Below are 21,669 nucleotides of genomic sequence, written 5' to 3'. Positions count from 1 at the left end.
CCACCGTCCTGCGCATGTCCATGGCTTCGCCCCTGCCCACTCCCTGGTTCAAGCGCCCCTGGCTGGGTGTGCTTGGACGCAGCGTGGCCGCAATCGGGGGTGGCTATGCGCTGGCCAGCGCGACCAACCTGCTGCTCGCCGTGGCGTTGCCAATGCCGCGCAGCGAGGCGGTGCTGACCAGCATGCTGGTGGGCATCGTGGTGTGTGCCTGCGCGCCGCTGTGGGCGTTTGCCACTGCCACCGTGCTGCGCGCCTGGGTCGGCATCGGCGTGCCGGCCGCGGCCATGTTCGCAGCCGCTGCGTGGCTGCAACGGGGCGCGGCATGAAGCAGGGGTTTCGCCAATCGATGGCATGGCTGCACACCTGGACCGGGCTGCTGGTGGGCTGGGTGTTGCTGCTGATCTTCATGGGCGGCACCGCGAGTTATTACCGCGACGAACTCAGCCGCTGGATGCGCCCGGAACTGCCCACCACCACGGTCAGCAGCGCGGTGGCAATGCGCAGTGCCGAGCGCTATCTGCAAACGCACGCGCCCGATGCGCAAAGCTGGAACATCACGCTGCCGGATGCGCGCACGCCGGTGGTGACCATGTATTGGCAGAATCCCGCGCCGCCGCCGGGCAAGACGCTCAGCCGGCGCGAGCTGTATGGCAACGCCATCATCGACCCGGCCACCGGCAACCCGATCAGCGCGCGCGACACGCTGGGCGGGGATTTCTTCTACCGGCTGCATTTCGACCTGCATTACCTGCCGGTGGTGTGGGCGCGTTACATCGTCGGCTTCTGCGCGATGTTCATGCTGGTGGCGATCATCAGCGGCGTGATCACCCACAAAAAGATCTTCAAGGATTTCTTTACATTCCGCCCAGGCAAAGGCCTGCGTTCGTGGCTGGATTTTCATAACGTCAGCGCGGTGACCGCGTTGCCGTACCACGCGATGATCACCTACACCGGCATCGTGACCTTGATGTTCATGTACCTGCCGTGGGGCATCAAGGCGCAGTACCCCGACAACGAAATGCGGTTCTACGAAGAGTCCGCCAACCGCGTCGCAGACACGCGCACTGCGGCAGGTACGCCGGCACGCATGCGGCCGCTGGAGGAGTTCGTGGCGCGTGCGCGCAGCGAGTGGCGTGGCGGGGATGTGGGCACGGTGGCGGTATCGCTGCCCAACGATGCGCATGCGGCGGTGGGTGTAACCCAGCGGGCGGACGACCTGTCCAACGATGCGCCGTCCATCCTCTATGACGCCGTCAGCGGGCAACGCCTGCAGTACAGCGGTGCGCCCGGCGGCGCCAGCCAGACCCGCGGGGTGATGGTGGGCCTGCATATCGCTCATTTCGCCGGTGGCTGGATGCGCGCGCTGTTCTTCGGTTCCGGCCTGCTTGGCTGCCTGATGGTGGCCAGCGGCGTGGTGATGTGGGCCGTGAAAGAACGCCCCACGCATGCCAAGGCTGGACGCATCGGGTTCGGGCTGCGCCTGGTGGACGCGCTCAACATCGGCACGGTGGCCGGCCTGCCGATCGCGTTCGCCGCGTTTTTCTGGGCCAACCGGCTGGTGCCGGTGGCGCTGGAAGCGCGTGCGGCGATGGAAGCACATCTGTTCTTCGCCGCCTGGGGTGGCGCCTTGCTCGCCGCCTTCGTGTGGCCGCGGCGTGCGATGTGGAGCTGGCAGCTGTACCTGGGCGCAGGCTTGTTTGCGTTGGTACCGTTAATCAACGCGCTGACCACCGACCTGCACCTGGGCGTGACCGTGCCGGCAGGCCAATGGGCATTGGCCGGCGTGGATCTGGTGTGCCTGGGCCTGGGCGTGTGCCTGGGCATCGCGGGCTGGCGCCTGCAGCACTGGAAAGCGCCGCAATCCGCCGCGGCACGCAAGGCCCGCGCGCAAGCCGCGCCTGCGCCGCAAAACGCGCTGCCGGTGCAGGAAGGCGCATGAGCGTAGTGCTGTTGCTGGCCTTGAATTTTTCCGGCTTAGCGGCCTTGTGCCTGGCGATGGAAAAACACCAGCACGAGGTGCGTGGGCGCGCGCTGGGCATGACCCGCTCACGTCAGTTGCGCGCGCTGGGATGGCTGCTGTTGCTGCTCACTTTTGCGCTGGCGGTGTCGGCGCAAGGCTGGGGCATCGGCAGCGTGCTGTGGCTGGGCACGCTGACCGCAGGCGCGGCGGTGTTGTCGCTGTGGTTGCTGCCGTACCGGCGTGGCCTGATCTTGCCGGCGGCCATTGCTGCACCTGTTGTCGCCGGGATGGCGTTCGCGCTGCTGCACTGACGCGTGGCGCTGCTGCAGACGGCAGCGCGGCGGTTGCGAAAGCCTGAGTGACTTCGGATGGCACAGGCGTCACGGCCATGGCGATCGTGCAGGCCACACCTTGGTTGGGCAAAGGCGCGTAGTGGTTAGGGCATGGCGCATTGCATGCAGTGCCGCGTCTCAGCGAAACGTCGCCGGGCGGTACGGCAATGCCGAATTGCCGAGATGCTTGGTCGAGCCACACCATGCTCATGTCGCCGAACAATGCATGACCTGTTTCGCACACGGTGTCGATCAGCAGGTGGGCCGAGCGCCGGCTTATTCCGGGGGACGTTCCGCTGCCGGATCTGCCCAGCTGCGCCCATCACGCGGCAGCCGGCCATCGTCGAGCACGTGCAACACCTGCTCGGGCTGCAGCATGTCCAGGAACAGCGCCACGTTGACGCCGCCGGGCTGCGCCATGCTGGGAAAGATCACCCCGGGAATCGCCGCCTCGCGCAGCAGGTCGCCAAGCACCCAGCTGACCGGTTCGACCTTGTTGACCAGCGCCTTGCGCCAGTCATCGGTCCAGTCGGCCCACAGCGCATCCCAGCTCGCGTCGAGCAGCCGTACATCGGCCAGTGCCGGCAGGTCGGCGCGGTAGCTCACCAGGGTGAAGGGCGGCAGGAACGGCGCGGCCTGGGCGTACTCGGCGGCGGCGGTGTCCAGGTGCAGCGACAGATACAGCGCCGGCTGCCCAAACCGGTTGAAGCGTCCACCCGAGCGCGCCGCGCCGGCGCCGCTCAGCGGCTCGGCCGCCCAGCGTGGGGTGAACGCGCGATACAAGGTGCACTGCGCCGGGGCGCTCAGCTTCAACCAGCCGCTCCGGCGGCCACGGTGCGCAGATAGGTCAGCGCATCGTCGGTGCGGCCCTGCTTGACCACCTCCAGCAAGGTGGCGAATTCGAACGCCGGGATCGGGGTGTTTTTCAAATGAAACACCAGTTGGCGCTCATCCGGCTGGATCTGCGCCATTGCCACCAGCAGGCGCGAAAGATTGCGTAGCAAGTCCTGCACGCGCGGGCTTTCCGGGTGCACCCGCAGGCTGTTGCGGTGCACGCCAGCGAGTTCGGCCAGTTCCTGTTGGGAGAGATCCAGCAGGCCGGCCATCGCCGATGGCGAGAGGATGGTCCGGTCCGGCACGCGTAGGCGTTCGGTCAGGGCCAGGGGATTGAGGACAGCGACCATCGCGCGGCTCCGGCAAGGTGAGTGCACAGTATATGCACAGCAAACCGCACTGGTGAAGCACAGCCGCGGCACAGTCAGTGCGCTGTCAGCCCGGCCCGCGCGCTCCCACCGCCCGCAGGCAGAAACCGCAGATGGCCTCGACCAGCTGCTCGCCCTGCTGCGGGTCGTGCCGGCTGGGCGCCACCGGGCCGACCAGCGCCTCGGTGAAGGCGCCGACGATGCAGGCCGCGGCGGCGTCCAGTGATTGCTCGGGAAACTCGCCGGCCGCCACGCCTTCGGCCAGCAACTGGCGAAAGACCTCGCCAAAGAGGCGCCGACCGCGGATGCGTTCGGCATCCACCTCGCCCTCCACCGGCTCGGCGATGAAGGCATAGGCCAGCGCCGGGCCGGCCAGCGCGCGCCGCACGAAGGCGGCAATCGCCTTGCGCAGGCGCTCGGCCGCACTCACCGGCTCGGCGCTGATGGCGCGCAGGATGCCCATTTCATGCTGGACGGCGGCATTCAAAACTTCCACGAACAAGTCGGCTTTGGACGGGAAATGCCGGTAAATCTGCCCGGTGGAAACCCCGGCAGCCGCGGCCACGGCGGTGACCGGCGCATTGCGGTAACCGCCCTCGGCAATCAGGGCACGGGCCGCGTGCAGGATGCGTTCGCGGTTGCCGGCCAGGCGTTCTTCCATCAGGGCGGAGCGTCGATAAGCCATGAGATGAGTTCGGGTTCAATAGTTGAATTTTAGTTCACTTCTTCGATCAGGACCGTTACGCTGGTCACCACGCCGCGCGGCCCTGCCCGCTCCCACCGGCACGTCCCGATCCTCAGCGGAGCCGTTTCATGCATGTGCCGTCCTTGAATTTCGAGCTTGGCGAAGACATCGATCTGCTGCGCGAAAGCGTGGCCGCCTTCGCCAGCCACCATATCGCCCCACTCGCCGCGGCGGCCGATCACGACAACGTCTTCCCCGCGCAGTTGTGGCGGCTGTTCGGTGAGCAGGGCCTGCTGGGCCTGACCGTGGAAGAAGCATACGGCGGCAGCGGCATGGGCTACCTGGCGCACGTGGTGGCGATGGAAGAAATTTCGCGTGCCGGCGGTGCGATCGGGCTGTCCTACGGCGCGCACTCCAACCTGTGCCTCAACCAGTTGCGCAAGAACGCCACCCACGAACAGAAGCAGCGCTACCTGCCCAAGCTGTGCACCGGTGAGCACGTCGGCGCATTGGCGATGAGTGAGGCCGGCTCGGGCTCGGACGTGGTGTCGATGAAGCTGCGCGCCGAAGCACGCGGCGACCGCTTTGTGCTCAACGGCAGCAAGATGTGGATCACCAATGGCCCCGATGCCGATGTGTTGGTGGTGTACGCCAAGACCGACCCCAGCGCCGGGGCGCGCGGCATCACTGCCTTCATCGTCGAAAAGGGCATGCCCGGATTTTCCACCGCGCAGAAGCTCGACAAGCTCGGCATGCGCGGCTCCAACACCTGCGAGCTGGTGTTCACCGATTGCGAAGTGCCGGCCGAAAACGTGCTGGGCACGCTCAACGGCGGCGTGCGCGTGTTGATGTCCGGGCTGGATTTCGAACGCGTGGTGCTGGCGGGTGGACCACTCGGGTTGATGGCCGCGGCCATGGACGTGGTGCTGCCGTACGTGCACGAGCGCAAGCAGTTTGGCGAGCCGATCGGCACCTTCCAGCTGATGCAGGCCAAGCTGGCCGACATGTACGTGGGGCTCAACGCGTGCCGTGCGTACGTCTATGCCGTGGCACGCGCCTGCGATGCCGGCCGCACCACGCGCCAGGACGCAGCCGGCGCGATCCTGTATGCCGCCGAGAAGGCCACCTGGCTCACCGGCCAGGCGATCCAGGTGCTGGGCGGCAACGGCTACATCAACGAGTACCCCACCGGGCGGTTGTGGCGCGATGCCAAGCTGTACGAGATTGGCGCCGGCACTTCGGAAATCCGGCGCATGCTGATCGGCCGCGAGTTGTTCGAACGCACTGCCTGACGGAGCCATCATGAGCGTGATCAACAGCCAGCTGCAGGTGGGCGGCGAGAGCTTCCAGCACAACGCGGCAGCGATGCGCGCGGTGGTCGAGGACTTGCGTGCCACGCTGGCGCGCACCGCGCTGGGCGGCAGCGAGGCGGCCCGTGCCAAGCACACCGCGCGCGGCAAATTGCTGGTGCGTGCGCGCATCGATGCACTGCTGGACCCGGGCAGTGCGCTGCTGGAAATTGCGCCGCTGGCTGCGCATGGCATGTACGACGAACAGGTGCCCTGCGCCGGCGTGGTGGCCGGCATCGGCCGCGTGTCGGGAGTGGAATGCGTGATCGTGGCCAACGATGCAACCGTCAAGGGCGGCACCTATTACCCGATGACGGTGAAGAAGCATCTGCGCGCGCAAGAGATCGCGCAGCAGAACCGGCTGCCGTGCATCTATCTGGTCGACTCCGGCGGTGCGTTCCTGCCGCTGCAGGACGAGGTCTTCCCGGACCGCGAGCACTTCGGCCGCATCTTCTACAACCAGGCCAATCTATCTGCGCAAGGCATCCCGCAGATCGCCTGCGTGATGGGCTCGTGCACCGCGGGCGGCGCGTACGTGCCGGCGATGAGCGATGAAACGATGATCGTGCGCGAGCAGGGCACCATCTTCCTCGGCGGCCCGCCCCTGGTCAAAGCCGCCACCGGTGAAGAAGTCAGCGCTGAAGAATTGGGCGGTGCGGATGTGCACACGCGCATTTCCGGGGTGGCCGATCATTTCGCCGACAACGATCTGCAGGCCCTGGCGCGGGTGCGCGCGATCATTGCGCAACTCAACTGGCGCAAGCCGGCGCCCTCCATGGCGGTGCAGGCACCGCTGCCGCCGCGGCATGCCGCCGACGAGATGTATGGCGTGATTCCGGCCGATACGCGCAAGCCCTACGACGTGCGCGAAGTGATCGCGCGCATCGTCGACGACTCGCGCCTGGACGAATTCAAGCCGCGCTACGGCAGCACCCTGGTGACCGGGTTTGCGCACCTGCATGGTTACCCGGTTGGCATCATCGCCAACAACGGCATCCTGTTTTCCGAGTCTGCGCTCAAGGGTGCGCACTTCATCGAGCTGTGCACGCAGCGCGGCATTCCGCTGGTGTTCCTGCAGAACATCACCGGCTTCATGGTGGGCCGCAAATACGAGCACGGCGGCATCGCCAATGATGGCGCCAAGCTGGTGATGGCCGTGGCCTGCGCCAAGGTGCCCAAGTTCACCGTGGTGATTGGCGGCTCGTTCGGCGCCGGCAATTACGGCATGTGCGGCCGCGCGTATTCGCCCAACTTTTTATGGATGTGGCCGAATGCGCGGATCGGCGTGATGGGCGGCGAACAGGCCGCCAGCGTGTTGGCAACCGTGCGGCGCGATGGCATCGAAGCCAAGGGCGGCGCATGGTCGGGCGACGACGAAGAGGCCTTCAAGTCGCCGATCCGTGCGCAGTTCGAACAGCAAGGCCACCCGTATTACGCCAGCGCGCGCTTGTGGGACGACGGCATCATCGACCCGGCCGATACCCGTCGCGTGCTGGGCCTGGGGTTGTCGGCCGCCTTGAATGCGCCGATCGACGCCACGCGCTTCGGCGTGTTCCGGATGTGATGCAGATGCGGCGCGCCGGCCTAGCCGAAACGACACGTTGTGCGTTGACACACCCAGGTGTGTTTCGGCTGCGGGGCGACAGCGCTCCACGTGCGTGCGCACCACAGCGTCGTGCCGGCGCAGTGCAGTGCAGTGCAGTGCAACGATGCAGCTTTGGAGTGCGCCGTGATGGGCACTGACCTGCCGCAGCGGTTGTTTCTTCTTCGTCCTTCCACCCGCCACCACGGCGGCGTGCAGAGAGCTTTGCCATGACCCAGCACGACACGCCCCAGCACGCCTCCATCACTGGCACCGGCCAGCCGTATTTCGACAAAGTGCTGATCGCCAATCGCGGTGAAATCGCCTGCCGCGTCATCGCCACCTGCCGCCGGCTGGGCATCGCCACCGTGGCGGTGTATTCGGATGCCGACCGCGACGCGCGCCACGTGCGCCTGGCCGATGAAGCGATCCATATTGGCGCCTCACCGGCGCAGCAAAGCTACCTGCGCGGCGACGCCATCCTTGCCGCGGCACGCGCCAGCGGTGCGCAGGCAATCCATCCCGGCTACGGGTTTTTATCGGAGAATGCAGGTTTTGCCGACGCCTGCGCACACGCGGGGGTGGTGTTCATCGGCCCGCCCGCGCAGGCAATCCGCGCGATGGGCGACAAGAGCGCTGCCAAGGCGTTGATGCAGCGCGCCGGCGTGCCACTGACGCCGGGCTATCACGGCGACGAGCAGGCACCCGCGTTTCTGCGCGCACAGGCCGATGCGATCGGCTACCCGGTGCTGATCAAGGCCAGCGCCGGCGGCGGCGGCAAGGGCATGCGCCGGGTGGATGCCAGCGCAGCATTCGAAGACGCGTTGGCCAGCTGTCAGCGCGAAGCGCAATCGGCGTTCGGCAATGCGCATGTGCTGGTGGAAAAATACGTCGAGCGCCCGCGGCACATCGAGATCCAGGTGTTCGCCGATACGCATGGCGCGGTGGTGCATCTGTTCGAACGCGACTGCTCGGTGCAACGCCGCCATCAGAAAGTGCTGGAAGAAGCCCCCGCACCCGGCATGACCGAACAGCGCCGCGCGGCGATGGGCAAGGCGGCAGTGGATGCCGCACGTGCGGTGGGCTACGTGGGCGCCGGCACGGTGGAATTCATCGCCGGGCCGGACGGCGATTTTTATTTCATGGAAATGAACACCCGGCTGCAGGTGGAGCACCCGGTCACCGAGCTGATCACCGGCACCGATTTGGTGGACTGGCAGCTGCGCGTGGCCGCAGGCCTGCCGCTGCCCAAGCGCCAGGACGAATTGCGCATCCATGGTCATGCCCTGGAAGCGCGCCTGTACGCAGAAGATGCCGACCGCGGCTTCCTGCCTTCCACCGGCACCTTGCGGCAACTGCGCCTGCCGGCCGCGAGCGCGCATGTGCGCATCGATGCCGGTGTGGAACAGGGCGACACCATCAGCCCGTACTACGACCCGATGATCGCCAAGCTGATCGTCTGGGATCACGACCGCCCCGCCGCGCTGGCGCGCATGCGCGACGCATTGGCGCACTGCCATGCGATCGGGGTGACCACCAACAGCGCGTTCCTGGCGCGGCTGGTCAGCACGCAGGCGTTTGCGAATGCCGACCTGGACACTGCCCTGATCGAACGCGAGCAGGCGGCGCTGTTTCCCGCGCCGCAGCCGCCGCCCGTGGCATGGTGGTGCCTGGCCGCGGTGCTGGTGGCCGAAGCCGCACCGCACGCGGCCGCCGACCCGGCCGACCCGTTCTCGCCATGGCAACTCGCCGATGGCTGGCGCATCGGCGCACATGCCGCGCGTACGCTGGTGCTGGAGGCCGTAGGCGAGCGCCGCACACTGGCGGTGCGGCCCACCGCCGATGGCTGGCAGGTGGACAGTGCCGATCAAACCCACACGCTGCGCTATCACGCACACGGCGAGCACCTGCGTGTGGACATGGATGGCCGCCAATGGCGCGCGCAGATACTGCGCGATGGCACTGCCATCACCATGCTCAGTGGCGCGCAGCGTGCGCATTTCCAACATCACGATGCCCTGGTCGAAGCCGAGCAACCGGCGCAGGCCGAAGGTGGCCTCACCGCACCTATGCCAGGCCGCGTGGTCGCGCTGGTTGCGCCGCTCGGCGAGCCGGTCCGCCGTGGCCAGGCCCTGGTGGTGCTGGAAGCCATGAAGATGGAGCACACCCTGCATGCACCTGCCGACGGCACCGTGCAGGCCTATCTGGTGGCCGAAGGCGACCTGGTCGCAGACGGTGTCGCGTTAGTGGAATTCGTGTCCGCGTCTGCGTAGTTGCATCCGCCAGCGTGACCAACGGCACGTTCCCCGGGGCGGCCGCTGCCTCTAGCGTGGCTGCTTCGGCTGGATTGGCCGAGGTTCCCTCCGGAGGCTTTCATGCAACGCCTGCTTCTCGCATCCAGCCTGCTCCTGGCGCTCAGCGCCTGCAGCGACAAATCCGCGCCCGCCAACACCGCTGACGCCGCCGCCCCCGCTGCGGCACCGGCAGCGACTGCGCCGGCCACAGCGCCCGAATTGATCCCGCGCGACGCCCTGTTCGGCAATCCCGAGCGCGCCAGCGTGCGCATCAGCCCCGATGGCAAATATCTCAGCTGGGTCGCGCCACTGGATGGCGTGCTCAACGTGTGGGTGGCGCCGGTCGACGCGCCGGACAAGGCGCGCGCCATCACCAAGGACACCGCACGCGGCATCCGCAGTTATTACTGGACCTATCACAGCGACACCTTGCTCTATCTGCGCGACACCGGCGGCGATGAGGACTTCCACCTCTATGCGGTCAACCTCAGCGATGGCAGCAGCAAGGACCTCACCCCGTTCAAGAAGACCAATGCCGAGGTGTACGGCATCAGCGACCAGCATCCGGACGCGATCATGGTCGGCATGAACGATCGTGATGCCAAATGGCACGACCTGTACAAGGTCGACCTGGCCTCGGGCACACGCACCCTGGTGCAGAAGAACACCGACAGCCTGGACAGCTACCTGCTCGATGGCAATTACCAGCTGCGCTACGCCACCCGCGCCACCGATGACGCCGGCCGCGAGTTACTGGTGCCCGAGGGCAAGGGTTGGAAGAGCGTGGACCGCATCCCGTTCGAGGATGTCACCAACACCGCGCCGGCCGGCCTCACCGATGACGGCAAGACGCTTTACATGCTGGACTCGCGTAACCGCGATACCGCCGCGCTGTACGCGATCGATACCGCCAGCAATGCACGCACGCTGCTGTTCGAAGACCCGCGCGCCGATGCCGGCAGCACCTTGAGCGACCCCAAGACCGGCGTGGTGCAAGCCGTGTCCACCGACTATCTGCGCGAAGAGTGGAACACGCTGGACACCAGCATCGCCGCCGACCTGCAGAAGCTCAAATCCCTCGGCCCAGGCGATGCCGGCATTGCCGCACGCACGCTCGATGACCGCACCTGGATCGTCGCCTATTCGGCCGCCGAAACCCCGCTGACCTACTACCGCTACGACCGTGCCGATGGCGGCAAGCTCACCAAGCTGTTCTCCGCGCGCCCGGCGCTGGAGGGCAAACCGCTGGTGCCGATGTGGCCGCAGGAGATTGCCGCACGCGACGGCCTGAAACTGGTCAGCTACCTGTCGCTACCGGCCGAGGCCGACAGCAACCATGACGGCAAGGCCGATAAAGCAGTGCCGTTGGTGTTGTTCGTGCACGGCGGCCCGTGGGCGCGCGACAGTTATGGCTATGGCGCGTACGAGCAATGGCTGGCCAACCGCGGCTACGCAGTGCTGTCGGTGAATTCCGCGGCTCCACCGGCTTCGGCAAGGCGTTCACCAATGCCGGCAACGGCGAATGGGCCGGCAAGATGCACGACGACCTGCTCGACGCGGTGCAGTGGGCGGTCAAGCAGGGCGTCACCACGCCGCAGGACGTCGCCATCATGGGCGGTAGCTACGGCGGGTACGCAACGCTGGTGGGCATGACCTTCACCCCGGACGCGTTCAAGTGCGGCGTGGACATCGTCGGCCCGGCCAACCTCAACACCTTGCTCGGCACCGTGCCGCCCTATTGGGCCAGCTTTTACAAGCAACTGACCAAACGCATGGGCGACCCGGCCACCGCCGCCGGCAAGCATTGGCTCACCGAACGTTCGCCGCTCAGCCACGTCGACAAGATCAGCAAACCGCTGCTGATTGGCCAGGGCGCCAACGACCCGCGCGTCAAACAGGCCGAAAGCGACCAGATCGTCAACGCGATGAAGGCCAAGAACATCCCGGTGACCTACGTGCTGTTCCCCGATGAAGGCCACGGCTTCCAGCGCCCGGAAAACAGCAAGGCGTTCAACGCAGTGACCGAAGGGTTCCTGAGCCAATGCCTGGGCGGCCGCGCACAACCCATCGGTGCGGACTTCGAAGGCTCCAGCATCACCGTGCCCGAGGGCGCAGACCGCATCACTGGCCTGGCCGATGCATTGAAGACGCATACGCAGGCGATTCGGAAGTAGGCCTGCCGCTGCGGTTCGTCGCCAGCGGACGCTGGCGACGAACCGCTCTACGTGGTTATTTCTGCAGCGCGAAAATTCAGGCCGTATCGTTGGGGCCAGCCAGTGTTTTATCTATTCTGGAACCGATGTCTGGCGCACGCGCTGCGTGTGGCGCGCCTCGCTCTCGCCTCTCGGATCGTTGGCGCAAACAGCTTGACCTTGGCCTTACACGTGGTTACCAGCCTGCGCTGGATTACCTGCTTGCGACCAGATCGCACCGCCAGGGTCCAGTTCCGTGTTGCGCATCTGCTCGGCACGCCAGCCAAATCCGCAGATGGCCAATGGCCCGTCCTGCAGCCCGTCGAGCCCGAGCACTTGTTCGATGTCGACCTCATTGATGGCAGAGGTGACAAACGCGCCCAAACCCAGATCGGTCGCACTGAGATAGACGGTCTGTGCGATATGCCCCACGTCCAGGATCATCGCGCGATAGGCCTTGGCGTGATTGCGATACTTCCAGAAGCTACGCAAGAAGCGTGGCACCAGGATCATCAGCACCGGTGCATCGGCAAACCAGTGCTGCCCGGACAGGGCATTGCGCGCAACAGCAGCAAGCGGCTGCGCAGGCGATGGCAACCGTTGAAGCGCGTGCTCCAGCGGGCGATAGTGGTACAGCCCACTGTCCACTCCCTGCACACGCTGCACCAGCAGATAGGTTTCCGTGGGATGCAGACTCCCCCCGGAGGGAACCGGCTTCTTTAGAAACGCCGTGTCATGCCCCACCTCCACGCGCGCACGCGCCATGACGCTGCGCTCCAACATCTGCCCCAACAATTTGGCAGAGAGCAAACGTTGCGGGTCGAAATTGCGGCAGGTCACGCGGCGGGCCAACAGCGCATCAAAAGGCCCTGGCGTGGCACGCGGCAACGGGATTCGCTGGCCAGCGTCGCCACGGTCCACCACCTCTGGCGGAGGTGCGCCGAGACGCTCCACCATGCCTTCGGCCGTTGTCATGCCCTGTGCTTCCATCGTTGCCACGCTGTCTTCGCCTCGCCAGCGTGCAAAGCGATGCCACAGCGCGGCCAGAGGCCACCAGCGCTGCTGCTGGACCTGTTCGTCGTTGCTGCGGTGCTGTGCGTGCTCTGGCTGATCACTGATCACCAGGCCTTGCTTGATCAACTGATCAAGCGACTCGGGCAAGGATGGCAGCTGATCCACAGCGCACCAGCGCACGCTGCTCAATGTACTCAGCCACTCGCGATCGGCTGCGGCGATTTCGACCTCTGCATCCAGATGCGGCGCCAACGCAAAGCAACGGATGCGCCGACGCAGACCATCGCCTCCTGCGAGCAGCTGCGAGAGATCAAACACCGCAGCGTCGCGAAGTTCAAAAAATAGCGTGGCACAGCGACGTAGTTGCATGGGGATCTCTCAAGGACGCATGAGCACGGTCGATATTGTGTCAGCTCACTGGCGTTGCACCCACCCTCACCCTTCAGAACAGACCGATGACCGACCCAGCCAACAACGTCCATGCCCCGTTAGACGCAACCACCGCTGACAAGCTGCTTGAACTGCTTTCCAGTGACGACACCTTCCGTGACTGCTTTCGCTGCAATCCGGCACAAGCACTGGCCAAGATCGGCGCGTGTGGCGCGAGCGCGAACGACAGCGCACCGGTCGCAGGCGAGCCCTATTTCTGCATGACCACTCAACAGCTTGCATCGAAGGAAGACATCGCCCAGGCGCGTGCGGAACTGCAAAGCTACCTGACCGAAAAGACCAATCACACGGTCATCTTTGCCTTCGAATCGGAAAGTATCCGCTCCACCCTGCTGCGCAGGTAAGCAGGCAGACGCGTGACGGGCCAGGCGCGAACAAACGCCAGCGCCTGCTCGCGCGCGGCCTGGTTGCGGCCAAGCGCGTACAACGACTCGGCAACCCACAACTGGGCAAGACGCGCATCCGCAACGTTGAGCGGCTGCAATGTCTGCGATGCGTTGGCTTCGATGTAAGCGCGCCCGCGATGTTGCGTGAGCCAACGCGCCTGAGCCAACGCTTCGGCATGCCGCCCCGCATCGCTCAAAAGCTTGTAGAGCGCAACACGGGACTGAAACAGATCGTCCTCGCGCGGCCGCAACTGTGCGATTGCCCCGTTGGTGTCGCCGGCAAGCGCGAGGTGCTGCGCTTCGACGATGGTGCGCAGCTCGGCAAGCATCGGTGTCTCGTGTGCGAGTGCCGGTTCGATCGTTGCAAGCGCACGCGCGGTCAGGCCATCGTCGCCATGGCGCTGCGCCTGACTGGCAACGATCAGCACCATGGCTGCACTGTCCTGCAGGTTGGCCGCTGCCCAATCCTCGTTGACGACCGCAGTGGCCAGGCGATCGAGTGTTGGCCTCAACAGCGTCGCTGTTGCGCTGGAAGGCGTGGTCAACGCCTCGGTGGTCGCTGCGATGACCGAGAACTGGCGATGGTTGAAGTCATCGTGTTGTTGACTGTGCTGCAAGCCGCGCGCGATCGCCTTGCGTGCCGCGTCCCAATCCGCCTGATCGATCGCCACGCTGGTGCGGTCGATCAACGGGACCACATCATCATTGCTGTAGCCATTGCCCACGATCTGGTCGAGCACGCGCTGTGCATCTGAGTAACGCTCCAGCACAGCCAACGCGTTGGCTTGCCGCCGCAGCGGACCAGCGCGATCGGCGTCACCGGAGGTGGCAAAACGTTGCAGCGCCGCCTCCGGCTTTCCCTGGGCCAGCAAAATTCGGCCTACGCGGTCGGCGGCAATCGAACGCAACGGATCCTGCGGTACATCGGCAGCCTGCGCGTACGGCAGCGCGTCGGCAAAACGGTTGGCCTCGAAGAGATGCCACGATGCATTTGCAGTCCCGGCGAAGTTGTCCGGATACAGTGACGCCAGGGTTCTCCACAACGACAGCGCCTTGTCCGGCGCACGTAACTCTGCCGCCCAGGCGTCCAGATACAGCTGATCACGTTGCGGCAGGCGCTGTCGAAAGCGAATGGCCTTGTCGAGGTAGGGAAGCGCTCCCGTGCGGTCTGATACCGCCACCTTGATCCGGGCGGCGCCGAGATATGCCAATGCAAATTCCGGATCGATGGCGACGGCGCGATTGAACAGCTCCAGACCTTCGCGCCATTGACCTTTGACCGTGGCATCCACACCCAGTGCATAGGCGCGCAGCGCATCAAGACTTGCCGTGGTAACCGCCGGTAGCGGGACGGAGGTCTTGTCGATCGAGGCTACTACTTCGCCCAGGCCCTGACGCAATTTTCGCGTGAGCTGATCAACCGAAGAGAGCGCAGACGGCAGCCCATTTCCCTGCACGAATTCCGAGTACACCGTGGTCTGCGTGCGCGGGTCCACCAGCTCCACGCTCAGGCGCAGCTTGCCGCCGATCTCGGCAACGGTGGGCAGGATAACGGCGCTGGCGCCATCACGTATCGCAATCTCCGAGGCAATGGCGCGATCGACAACCACACGGTCCGGGTCGCGCTTCATGCGCGTCACCGTGTCACGCATTTTCATGTCGCTCAGCACATTGACGTAGCGCGACTGCTCCAGACTGATCCGCAGTGCCTGCTCCAACGAGTTGTCGAGCACCGTGTTGCCAGTCAGGTTGCGCAGATCCCCCACCACCACCCAGTCACGTTCGGCGAACGCAATTGCGGGCTCGGCGCGGGTGAAGAACCAGATCGCAGCACACACCGTGGTCACCAATAGCGCCTCGGCAAGCAACGCCGCCGGCCGCCGCCACAACGGAATATCCCGCCACGCCTTGGCAGAGCTTTTCGGCGCGCGCAGCGGCGTGAGGCCGACTTCGCCGACTTCGTAGATCTCCATCGGCGTGGGCATGCCTTTGAGGCGCCAGCGGCCGTGGGATTTCCACAGCAGGCGCTCGCTGGGCGTGCCGAGTTCGCGGGCGGCGCGGTGGGTGAGTGATTCGGCCACCGCCGAGAGCAGGATCTGCCCGGGCCGGGCCATCGACATCAGGCGGGCTGCGGTGGGCTTGGCCAGGCCTTCTACTTCGAGCGGTTTGGCGCCAATGCTCACCGCTTCATCGCTATTGCGCCAGGTGAGCACTTCGCCCACATGCAGGCCTTGGCGCGCACGCACGACCAGGTCGCGCGTCTCGCCCAGTAGCTTGAGGCCGCGCGCGTAATCCAGTGCAAAGCCCAGGCCGTCGATCGGGCGATCGAACAACAGCAGCAGGCCATCGGAGCGGTCGATCAAGCGTCCGCGCCAGTGCTGCTGCAGCTTGACCACCAGATGGTCGTGCTCGCGGAACAGTGCGGCGGCGGCGTTGTCGCCGATGCGTTCGACCAGCGCGGTGGAATCGCACAGGTCGGTCAACAACAGGGTGCGTAGACGCGGTGCCTGGATCGCTTCCGACGACGCCTCCTTGCGTGCGTGGCTGCGGGTGGTCATCGCTTAGCTGTTGTCCAACGGCAAGGCTTCATAGACGCACAGGCTGTTGCCGCCCTGGCGCTTGGCCTGGTACAGCGCAGTGTCTGCGCGCGTATACCAGTCGTTGTAGGAGGTGCTGGCGTCGATGCTGCAGACGCCCACGCTCACCGAGCAACTGTGGCAGCCATCCGGGCTGCTGGCCTGGCGCGCCTGCACTGCGTTGACGATGCATTCGCCCATGTGCTGCACCAGCTCGATCGAGCCTTGCGCCACCAGCACGCAGAATTCGTCGCCGCCCAGGCGGCAGACCAGGTCGCCTTCGGCGATCACCGAGCGCAGCGCGTGGGCAACGTTCTGCAGCACGCGGTCGCCGGCCAGGTGGCCGTACTCGTCGTTGATGTGCTTGAAGCGGTCGCAGTCGATCAGGATCAGGCCCACGCCCGGCGCGCCGCCACCGCGGCGACATTCCTGCAGATGCAGCGCAAGGCCGCGGCGGTTGTGCAGGCCGGTGAGCTCGTCGGTGCGGCTGAGTTCTTCGGTGTGGTTGAGCTGATGCGAGGTGACGTAGAGATTGTCCAGCGCCGCTTCCAGGTCATGGTTGCGGCGGCGCAGCTGGCGGATCAGCAATTGTTCGTTATTGACCACGCGCACGATGGAGCGGCGCAGGAAATGCGCCACCATCGACGGGTCGTGATCGACCAGGCGCTGGAAATCGTCATGTGCCAGTTCGATCAGGCGGCTGTCGACCGAAGCGCTGGCGCCGGCACTGCGGGCGTGGTCGCCGATCAGCAGGCCGAGCTCGCCAAAGAACTCGCCCGGGCCCAGATGCTTGAGCATCAGGTCTTCGCCGAAATCCAGGTCGATCTGGCCGGTGACCACGATGAACATCTGCGTGCCCACCGCGCCGCGTTCGAACAAGGCCTGGCCTGCGGCGATCTCGCGCATACGGCCGAAACGCGCGAAAAACGCGAGTTCTTCGGCGGTCATCAAGGCATGCAGCCCATCGGAGAGTGTTTTGGCAACGCTTCCAGTCGGTTCGACGGCGCCGTTGGAGGTATGGCAGGTCATCCAGATCCCTTAGGCCGACCTGCAGCGCCGGCCCGTCGTCGAATCGTACATGAGGGTTTTGTTCAGCACCAGATCACACTTGTTCTCACAGGAAAAGAGACGAAATGACGGGTTTTCAGCGCAAAAAAAGGGTCCGGTTTCCCGGACCCTTCCCCCTCCCGGGGTCGGCACGCTGGCGGCCCGCTGCAGGCTAAGCCGCCTTCTCGCCGTGAAACTGTGCTTCTTCGGTGGAGCCACGCAACGCGGTGGTCGAGGACTGTCCCTGCTGGATCGCCTGCGTCACTGCATCGAAGTAGCCGGTGCCCACTTCGCGCTGGTGCTTGACCGCAGTGAAGCCACGCTCTGCGGCCGCGAACTCGGCTTGCTGCAGCTCGACAAAGGCACTCATCTGGCTGCGCGCATAGCCATGGGCGAGGTGGAACATACCGTAATTCAGCGCGTGGAAGCCGGCCAGGGTGATGAACTGGAACTTGTAGCCATAGCTGGCCAGTTCGGTCTGGAACCTGGCGATGGTGGCGTCGTCCAGGTTCTTCTTCCAGTTGAAGCTGGGCGAGCAGTTGTAGGCCAGCAGCTTGCCGGGGAACTTGGCATGGATGGCTTGCGCAAAGGCGCGGGCAAATTCCAGGTCCGGCTTGCCGGTTTCGCACCAGATCACATCCGCGTATGGCGCATAGGCCAGGCCGCGGCTGATGGCCTGGTCCAGGCCGTTGCGGGTCTTGAAGAAGCCTTCCACAGTGCGCTCGCCGGTGGTGAAACCGCGGTCGTTGTCGTCCACGTCGCTGGTGATCAGGTCGGCGGCTTCGGCGTCGGTGCGTGCGATCAAGACGGTGGGCACGCCCAGCACATCGGCGGCCAGCCGCGCGGCATTCAATTTCTCGATCGCCTCGCGGGTGGGCACCAACACCTTGCCGCCCATGTGTCCGCATTTTTTCACCGAGGCCAGCTGGTCCTCGAAATGCACGCCGGCCGCGCCAGCTTCGATCATCGCCTTCATCAGTTCGAAGGCATTGAGCACGCCACCGAAACCGGCTTCGGCATCGGCCACGATCGGCTGCAGGAAGTCGATCGCATCATCGCCTTCGGCATGGTGCAACTGATCGGCGCGCAGCAAGGTGTTGTTGATGCGCTTGACCACCGCCGGCACCGAATCGGCCGGGTACAGCGATTGGTCCGGATACATCTGCCCGGCCAGATTGGCGTCGGCCGCCACCTGCCAACCGGAGAGATAGATCGCCTTCAAGCCGGCCTTGACCTGCTGCATCGCCTGGTTGCCGGTGAGCGCGCCCAAGGCGTTGACGAAGGGCGTGGCATGCAGCGATGTCCAGAGTTTGTCCGCGCCCAGCCGTGCCAGCGAATGCTCGACGTGCACGGTGCCGCGCAGGCGCACCACATCGGCGGCGCTGTAATTGCGGGTGATGCCGGCCCAGCGCGGGTGGGTGGCCCAGTCATGCTGAATCTGTTCGGCGGTCTGCAGCGGTGTGCTCATCGTGCGTCTCCTCGGGCAGTGATGGGGCAAATGCAACGGTGTTGGGCGGTGTGATGTGGTGCGGTGCTGCGTGATTGCAGGCAAGGCGTTGCCATTGCGCGCAGCACGCAGCTGCAGCGCGGGTGTTCTGGGGTGCATCGGTGTATGTGCACGCGCCTGCCGCAGCCGGCGCATGCGCGCGGCGGTCAGTCGATCAGGCGATACGCTGGCACCGTGAGAAAGTCGGCCAATTCCTCGGCACGGCTCAGTTGGTCGAGCAAGCCGATGGCCTCGGCGATACGTGCGCCGCCCGGCATGCCAGCAGTGGTGCCCAGGCGCGCTGGCAACTGCCGCAGAGTGGTGTCGAGCAGGTGCTGGTCGATGGCGGTGCCATCATCGAGATGGCGGCCGTGATGCAGCCATTGCCACAGCTGCGCGCGGCTGATTTCCGCAGTGGCCGCATCTTCCATCAGGTTATGGATGGGCACGCAGCCATTGCCGTCCAGCCACGCGGCCAGGTAACGCACGCAGACCTCGACATTGCCCTCGAAACCGGCGCGGGTGATGCCGCCGGGCGGTGTGGCAACCAACATGTCGGAGGTGATCTGCACATCGTTACGCAGCACATGGTGTTGATGCGCGGTGGGCATGTGCTCGTCGAACACCGCCATCGCCACCGGAATCAGTGCCGGGTGCGCCACCCAGGTGCCGTCATGGCCGGCGCTGACCTCGCGCAGCTTGTCGGCACGCACACGCGCCATGGCCTGTTCGTTGGCGGCCTCGTCGTGGTTGATTGGAATCTGCGCGGCCATGCCGCCCATCGCATGCGCGCCGCGACGATGGCAGGTCTTGATCAGCAGTTCCGAATACGCCTTGAGAAACGGCTGGGTCATGGTGACCTGGCCACGCTCGGGCAACACGCGGTCCGGATGTGCGCGAAAGGTTTTCAGGTACGAAAAGATGTAATCCCAACGGCCGCAATTGAGCCCGACGATGCGTGCGCGCAAGGCGTGCAGGATCTCGACCATCTCGAACACCGCCGGCAGCGTTTCGATCAGCACGGTGACCTTGATCTGCCCGTGCGGCAGGCCGAGCATCGCTTCGATATGCGCCAGCGCGGTCTCCCACAGCGCGGCTTCTTCCATGCTCTGCAACTTGGGCAGATACAGGTACGGGCCGCGGTCCTTGGCCATCAGCGTACGTGCGTTGTGGAAGGCGAACAGCGCCGCATCGAACAAGCCGCCGGCCATCGGCTGGCCATCGATCAACACGTGCTTTTCGTCCAGGTGCCAGCCACGCGGGCGCACGATCAGCACCGCACGTTCGTGTTCCGGACGCAGCGCGTAGTGCTTGCCGTTGGGCGCATCGAATGTGAGCTCGCCGCGCACCGCCGCCGCCAACGTGCGCTGCCCGGTCAGCAGGTTGCGCCAGGTGGGCGCGGTGGAATCTTCGAAGTCGGCCATGAACACCTTGGCGCCGGAGTTCAGCGCGTTGATGACCATCTTCGGATCGGTAGGGCCGGTGATCTCGACCCGGCGGTCCTGCAGGGCGGCCGGCAGTTCGGCCACGCGCCAGTCGCCGGCGCGGATGGCGCGGGTGTCGGTGCGAAAGTCGGGCAACTGGCCGGCGTCGAACGCGGCCTGGCGGCTGCGACGCTGGGCCAGCCGCTGCTGGCGGCCGGGCTCGATCGCCCGGTGCAGCGACACCAGCAAAGCCAGCGCGGCCGCGGGGAGCAGCTCGGCCTGGCCCGCCAGCTGGGTGGTCAGCGACACGCCGGGGGTGGCACGGTCAGCGGCAGCGGGACGGGCGGAAGCGGCGGTGGCAGACATCGGGGGAATCCTGGTGTGATCCGGAGCTCCAACCTGCGCCTCGGCAACCTATTTGACAAAGCAGTTTTATCAATGCTGTAAATAAGCCTGACTTATAGTTAGGCGCAAACCCCCTAAAGCCATGGCGCCAACCCCGCGGTTTTCCTACAAATCCGACCGCCTCAAGCCGCTGCGTGCGTTCTGCCAGACGGTTAGATTAGGCTCGGTCTCACGGGCGGCTGAGGCGCTTTATGTCAGCCAGCCGGCAGTGACGCTGCAATTGCAGGCGCTGGAGCGCGACCTGGGCGTGGCCTTGTTCGAGCGCTCCGGGCGCCGGATGGCACCAAGCCGCGAGGGCCAGCTGCTCTACGACATGGCGCTGCCGCTGGTGGAAAGCCTGGACGGGCTGGAAGCGAGCTTTCGCGAGAAGGTGCGCGGGCTGGATGCGGGCGAGCTCAATATCGCCGCCAACAGCTCCACCATCCTGTACCTGCTGCCGCGCATCGTGGCCAACTTCCGCGCGCGCCATCCGGACGTGCGCCTGACACTGCACAACGCCATCAGCGCCGATGGCACCGATCTGCTGCGCGAGGATGCGGTGGACCTGGCAGTCGGCTCGATGCTGGACGTGCCGGCCGACCTCAACTACGCGCCGGTATATCGCTTCGAACAGTTATTGATCACCCCGCCCGATCACCCGCTGGCAAGCAAGCCGATAGTTACGCTGCAGGATCTGTCGCCGTATCCGCTGATCCTGCCGCCGCGTAGGCAAGTGACCTATCGGCTGGTCGATCTGATCTTCCAACAGGCACGCGTGCCCTACACCGTGGCCTTGGAAGTGGGCGGTTGGGAGGTGATCAAGCAATACGTGGCGATGGGCATGGGCATTTCCATCGTCACCGCGATCTGCGTCACCGACGCCGACCGCGACAAACTCGCCACACGCTCGCTCAAGGATTATTTCCCCACCCGCAGCTACGGCGTGGTGGTGCGCAAGGGCAAATATCTCTCGCCGCAGGCGCGTGCGTTTATCGAGTTGATCCAGCCGGATCTGTTCACGCCGCGCGGGTATGACGAAAGTGGCGATTCGGAGCGGTGAGTTTCTGCGGCCTGCTGCGTGCTGATCTGCTTGCATCGCACCAACGCCTGGTCTGACAACCACTGTGCATGCGATAGCGAAATGCAGTATCGACAACGGTTCCTGCAGCATGTTGCGGTAACCGCACGACATCGCCGCGTCTTAGCACGGCGCGGGAATGCATAACTGCGTTGATTCCTGCAACGAACATGCCACGCGAAAAGACGGCGGATGGCAGGCAGGCCCATGCAGATGCCGCAGCGTGCA

At 65.4% G+C, this 21,669-nt stretch carries 16 protein-coding genes and 1 pseudogene; 9 read left to right on the top strand and 8 right to left on the bottom strand.

The genetic code is table 11. The features are described from left to right. The first annotated feature begins 14 nt into the window (after nt 1–14). From ACD584_RS01800 to ACD584_RS01790, 3 genes are read left to right on the top strand one after another with little or no spacing between them, the layout of a single operon-like run. The gene (locus ACD584_RS01800; RefSeq protein ID WP_076037456.1) at nt 15–326 is read left to right on the top strand and encodes a DUF3649 domain-containing protein; all 312 of its coding nucleotides are present in this window, start codon (nt 15–17) and stop codon (nt 324–326) included. Then, nucleotides 323–1,939, top strand: a complete 1,617-nt coding sequence (locus ACD584_RS01795) for a PepSY domain-containing protein (RefSeq protein ID WP_076037457.1) — start codon at nt 323–325, stop codon at nt 1,937–1,939. Before ACD584_RS01800 ends, ACD584_RS01795 begins: the two co-directional genes overlap by 4 nt. Next, nucleotides 1,936–2,271 (top strand): DUF3325 domain-containing protein, encoded by a 336-nt coding sequence (locus tag ACD584_RS01790; protein WP_070689399.1) that lies wholly within the window; start codon nt 1,936–1,938, stop codon nt 2,269–2,271. The genes ACD584_RS01795 and ACD584_RS01790 overlap by 4 nt, the downstream gene beginning before the upstream one ends. A 297-nt stretch (nt 2,272–2,568) precedes the next feature. Here ACD584_RS01790 and ACD584_RS01785 read toward each other — a convergent pair whose 3' ends face one another. From ACD584_RS01785 to ACD584_RS01775, 3 genes are all read right to left on the bottom strand, one after another. After that, on the bottom strand, nt 2,569–3,105 hold the full coding sequence (locus ACD584_RS01785; protein WP_011035504.1) for an RES family NAD+ phosphorylase: 537 nt from the start codon (nt 3,103–3,105) through the stop codon (nt 2,569–2,571). Continuing rightward, nucleotides 3,102–3,476: a hypothetical protein gene (locus tag ACD584_RS01780; RefSeq protein ID WP_014509401.1), complete on the bottom strand. Its 375-nt coding sequence runs from the start codon at nt 3,474–3,476 to the stop codon at nt 3,102–3,104. Before ACD584_RS01780 ends, ACD584_RS01785 begins: the two co-directional genes overlap by 4 nt. Before the next feature lie 85 nt (nt 3,477–3,561). Next, nucleotides 3,562–4,179: a TetR/AcrR family transcriptional regulator gene (locus tag ACD584_RS01775; RefSeq protein WP_012437051.1), complete on the bottom strand. Its 618-nt coding sequence runs from the start codon at nt 4,177–4,179 to the stop codon at nt 3,562–3,564. Between the two features lie 128 nt (nt 4,180–4,307). Between ACD584_RS01775 and ACD584_RS01770 the strand changes: the two genes are divergently transcribed. From ACD584_RS01770 to ACD584_RS01755, 4 genes and pseudogenes are all read left to right on the top strand, one after another. After that, nucleotides 4,308–5,471 carry an isovaleryl-CoA dehydrogenase gene (locus ACD584_RS01770; protein WP_011035501.1) on the top strand — a complete coding sequence of 388 codons (1,164 nt, stop codon included), beginning with the start codon at nt 4,308–4,310 and terminating at the stop codon, nt 5,469–5,471. A 10-nt stretch (nt 5,472–5,481) separates the two neighbouring features. Continuing rightward, nucleotides 5,482–7,092 carry a carboxyl transferase domain-containing protein gene (locus tag ACD584_RS01765; protein WP_076037458.1) on the top strand — a complete coding sequence of 537 codons (1,611 nt, stop codon included), beginning with the start codon at nt 5,482–5,484 and terminating at the stop codon, nt 7,090–7,092. A 248-nt stretch (nt 7,093–7,340) separates the two neighbouring features. Further along, complete coding sequence (locus tag ACD584_RS01760; RefSeq protein ID WP_076037459.1) at nt 7,341–9,383, top strand: acetyl/propionyl/methylcrotonyl-CoA carboxylase subunit alpha; 2,043 nt, start codon at nt 7,341–7,343, stop codon at nt 9,381–9,383. Between the two features lie 102 nt (nt 9,384–9,485). Then, nucleotides 9,486–11,578: pseudogene (locus ACD584_RS01755) on the top strand (alpha/beta fold hydrolase). Nucleotides 11,579–11,782: 204 nt separating this feature from the next. Here ACD584_RS01755 and ACD584_RS01750 read toward each other — a convergent pair. Next, nucleotides 11,783–12,979 (bottom strand): putative peptide maturation dehydrogenase, encoded by a 1,197-nt coding sequence (locus tag ACD584_RS01750; RefSeq protein ID WP_076037460.1) that lies wholly within the window; start codon nt 12,977–12,979, stop codon nt 11,783–11,785. A gap of 86 nt (nt 12,980–13,065) precedes the next feature. On the opposite strand from ACD584_RS01750, the gene ACD584_RS01745 reads away from it, so the two are divergent. Further along, complete coding sequence (locus tag ACD584_RS01745) at nt 13,066–13,404, top strand: NHLP-related RiPP peptide (protein ID WP_016944685.1); 339 nt, start codon at nt 13,066–13,068, stop codon at nt 13,402–13,404. Here the strand turns inward: ACD584_RS01745 and ACD584_RS01740 are convergent. The 4 genes from ACD584_RS01740 to aceB form a co-directional block, all read right to left on the bottom strand. After that, on the bottom strand, nt 13,344–16,004 hold the full coding sequence (locus ACD584_RS01740; protein WP_070689391.1) for a putative peptide modification system cyclase: 2,661 nt from the start codon (nt 16,002–16,004) through the stop codon (nt 13,344–13,346). The genes ACD584_RS01745 and ACD584_RS01740 overlap by 61 nt on opposite strands. A gap of 3 nt (nt 16,005–16,007) precedes the next feature. Then, nucleotides 16,008–17,051, bottom strand: coding sequence for a GGDEF domain-containing protein (locus ACD584_RS01735; protein WP_011035494.1), 1,044 nt, complete (start codon nt 17,049–17,051; stop codon nt 16,008–16,010). A 190-nt stretch (nt 17,052–17,241) separates the two neighbouring features. After that, nucleotides 17,242–18,537: an isocitrate lyase gene (aceA, locus tag ACD584_RS01730; RefSeq protein ID WP_012437043.1), complete on the bottom strand. Its 1,296-nt coding sequence runs from the start codon at nt 18,535–18,537 to the stop codon at nt 17,242–17,244. 185 nt (nt 18,538–18,722) lie between these two features. Next, nucleotides 18,723–20,345, bottom strand: coding sequence for a malate synthase A (gene aceB / locus ACD584_RS01725; protein WP_076037461.1), 1,623 nt, complete (start codon nt 20,343–20,345; stop codon nt 18,723–18,725). Nucleotides 20,346–20,466: 121 nt separating this feature from the next. Between aceB and ACD584_RS01720 the strand changes: the two genes are divergently transcribed. Next, entirely contained in the window at nt 20,467–21,423 is a 957-nt protein-coding gene (locus ACD584_RS01720) for a LysR family transcriptional regulator (RefSeq protein ID WP_076037462.1), read from the top strand. The last annotated feature ends 246 nt before the right edge of the window (nt 21,424–21,669 follow it).

The sequence above is a fragment of the Xanthomonas sp. NCPPB 2922 genome (assembly GCF_041520885.1).
Classification (GTDB): domain Bacteria; phylum Pseudomonadota; class Gammaproteobacteria; order Xanthomonadales; family Xanthomonadaceae; genus Xanthomonas; species Xanthomonas campestris.
Note: the sequence above shows the minus strand (reverse complement) of the source record. Positions and strands in the feature narration are given on the sequence as shown.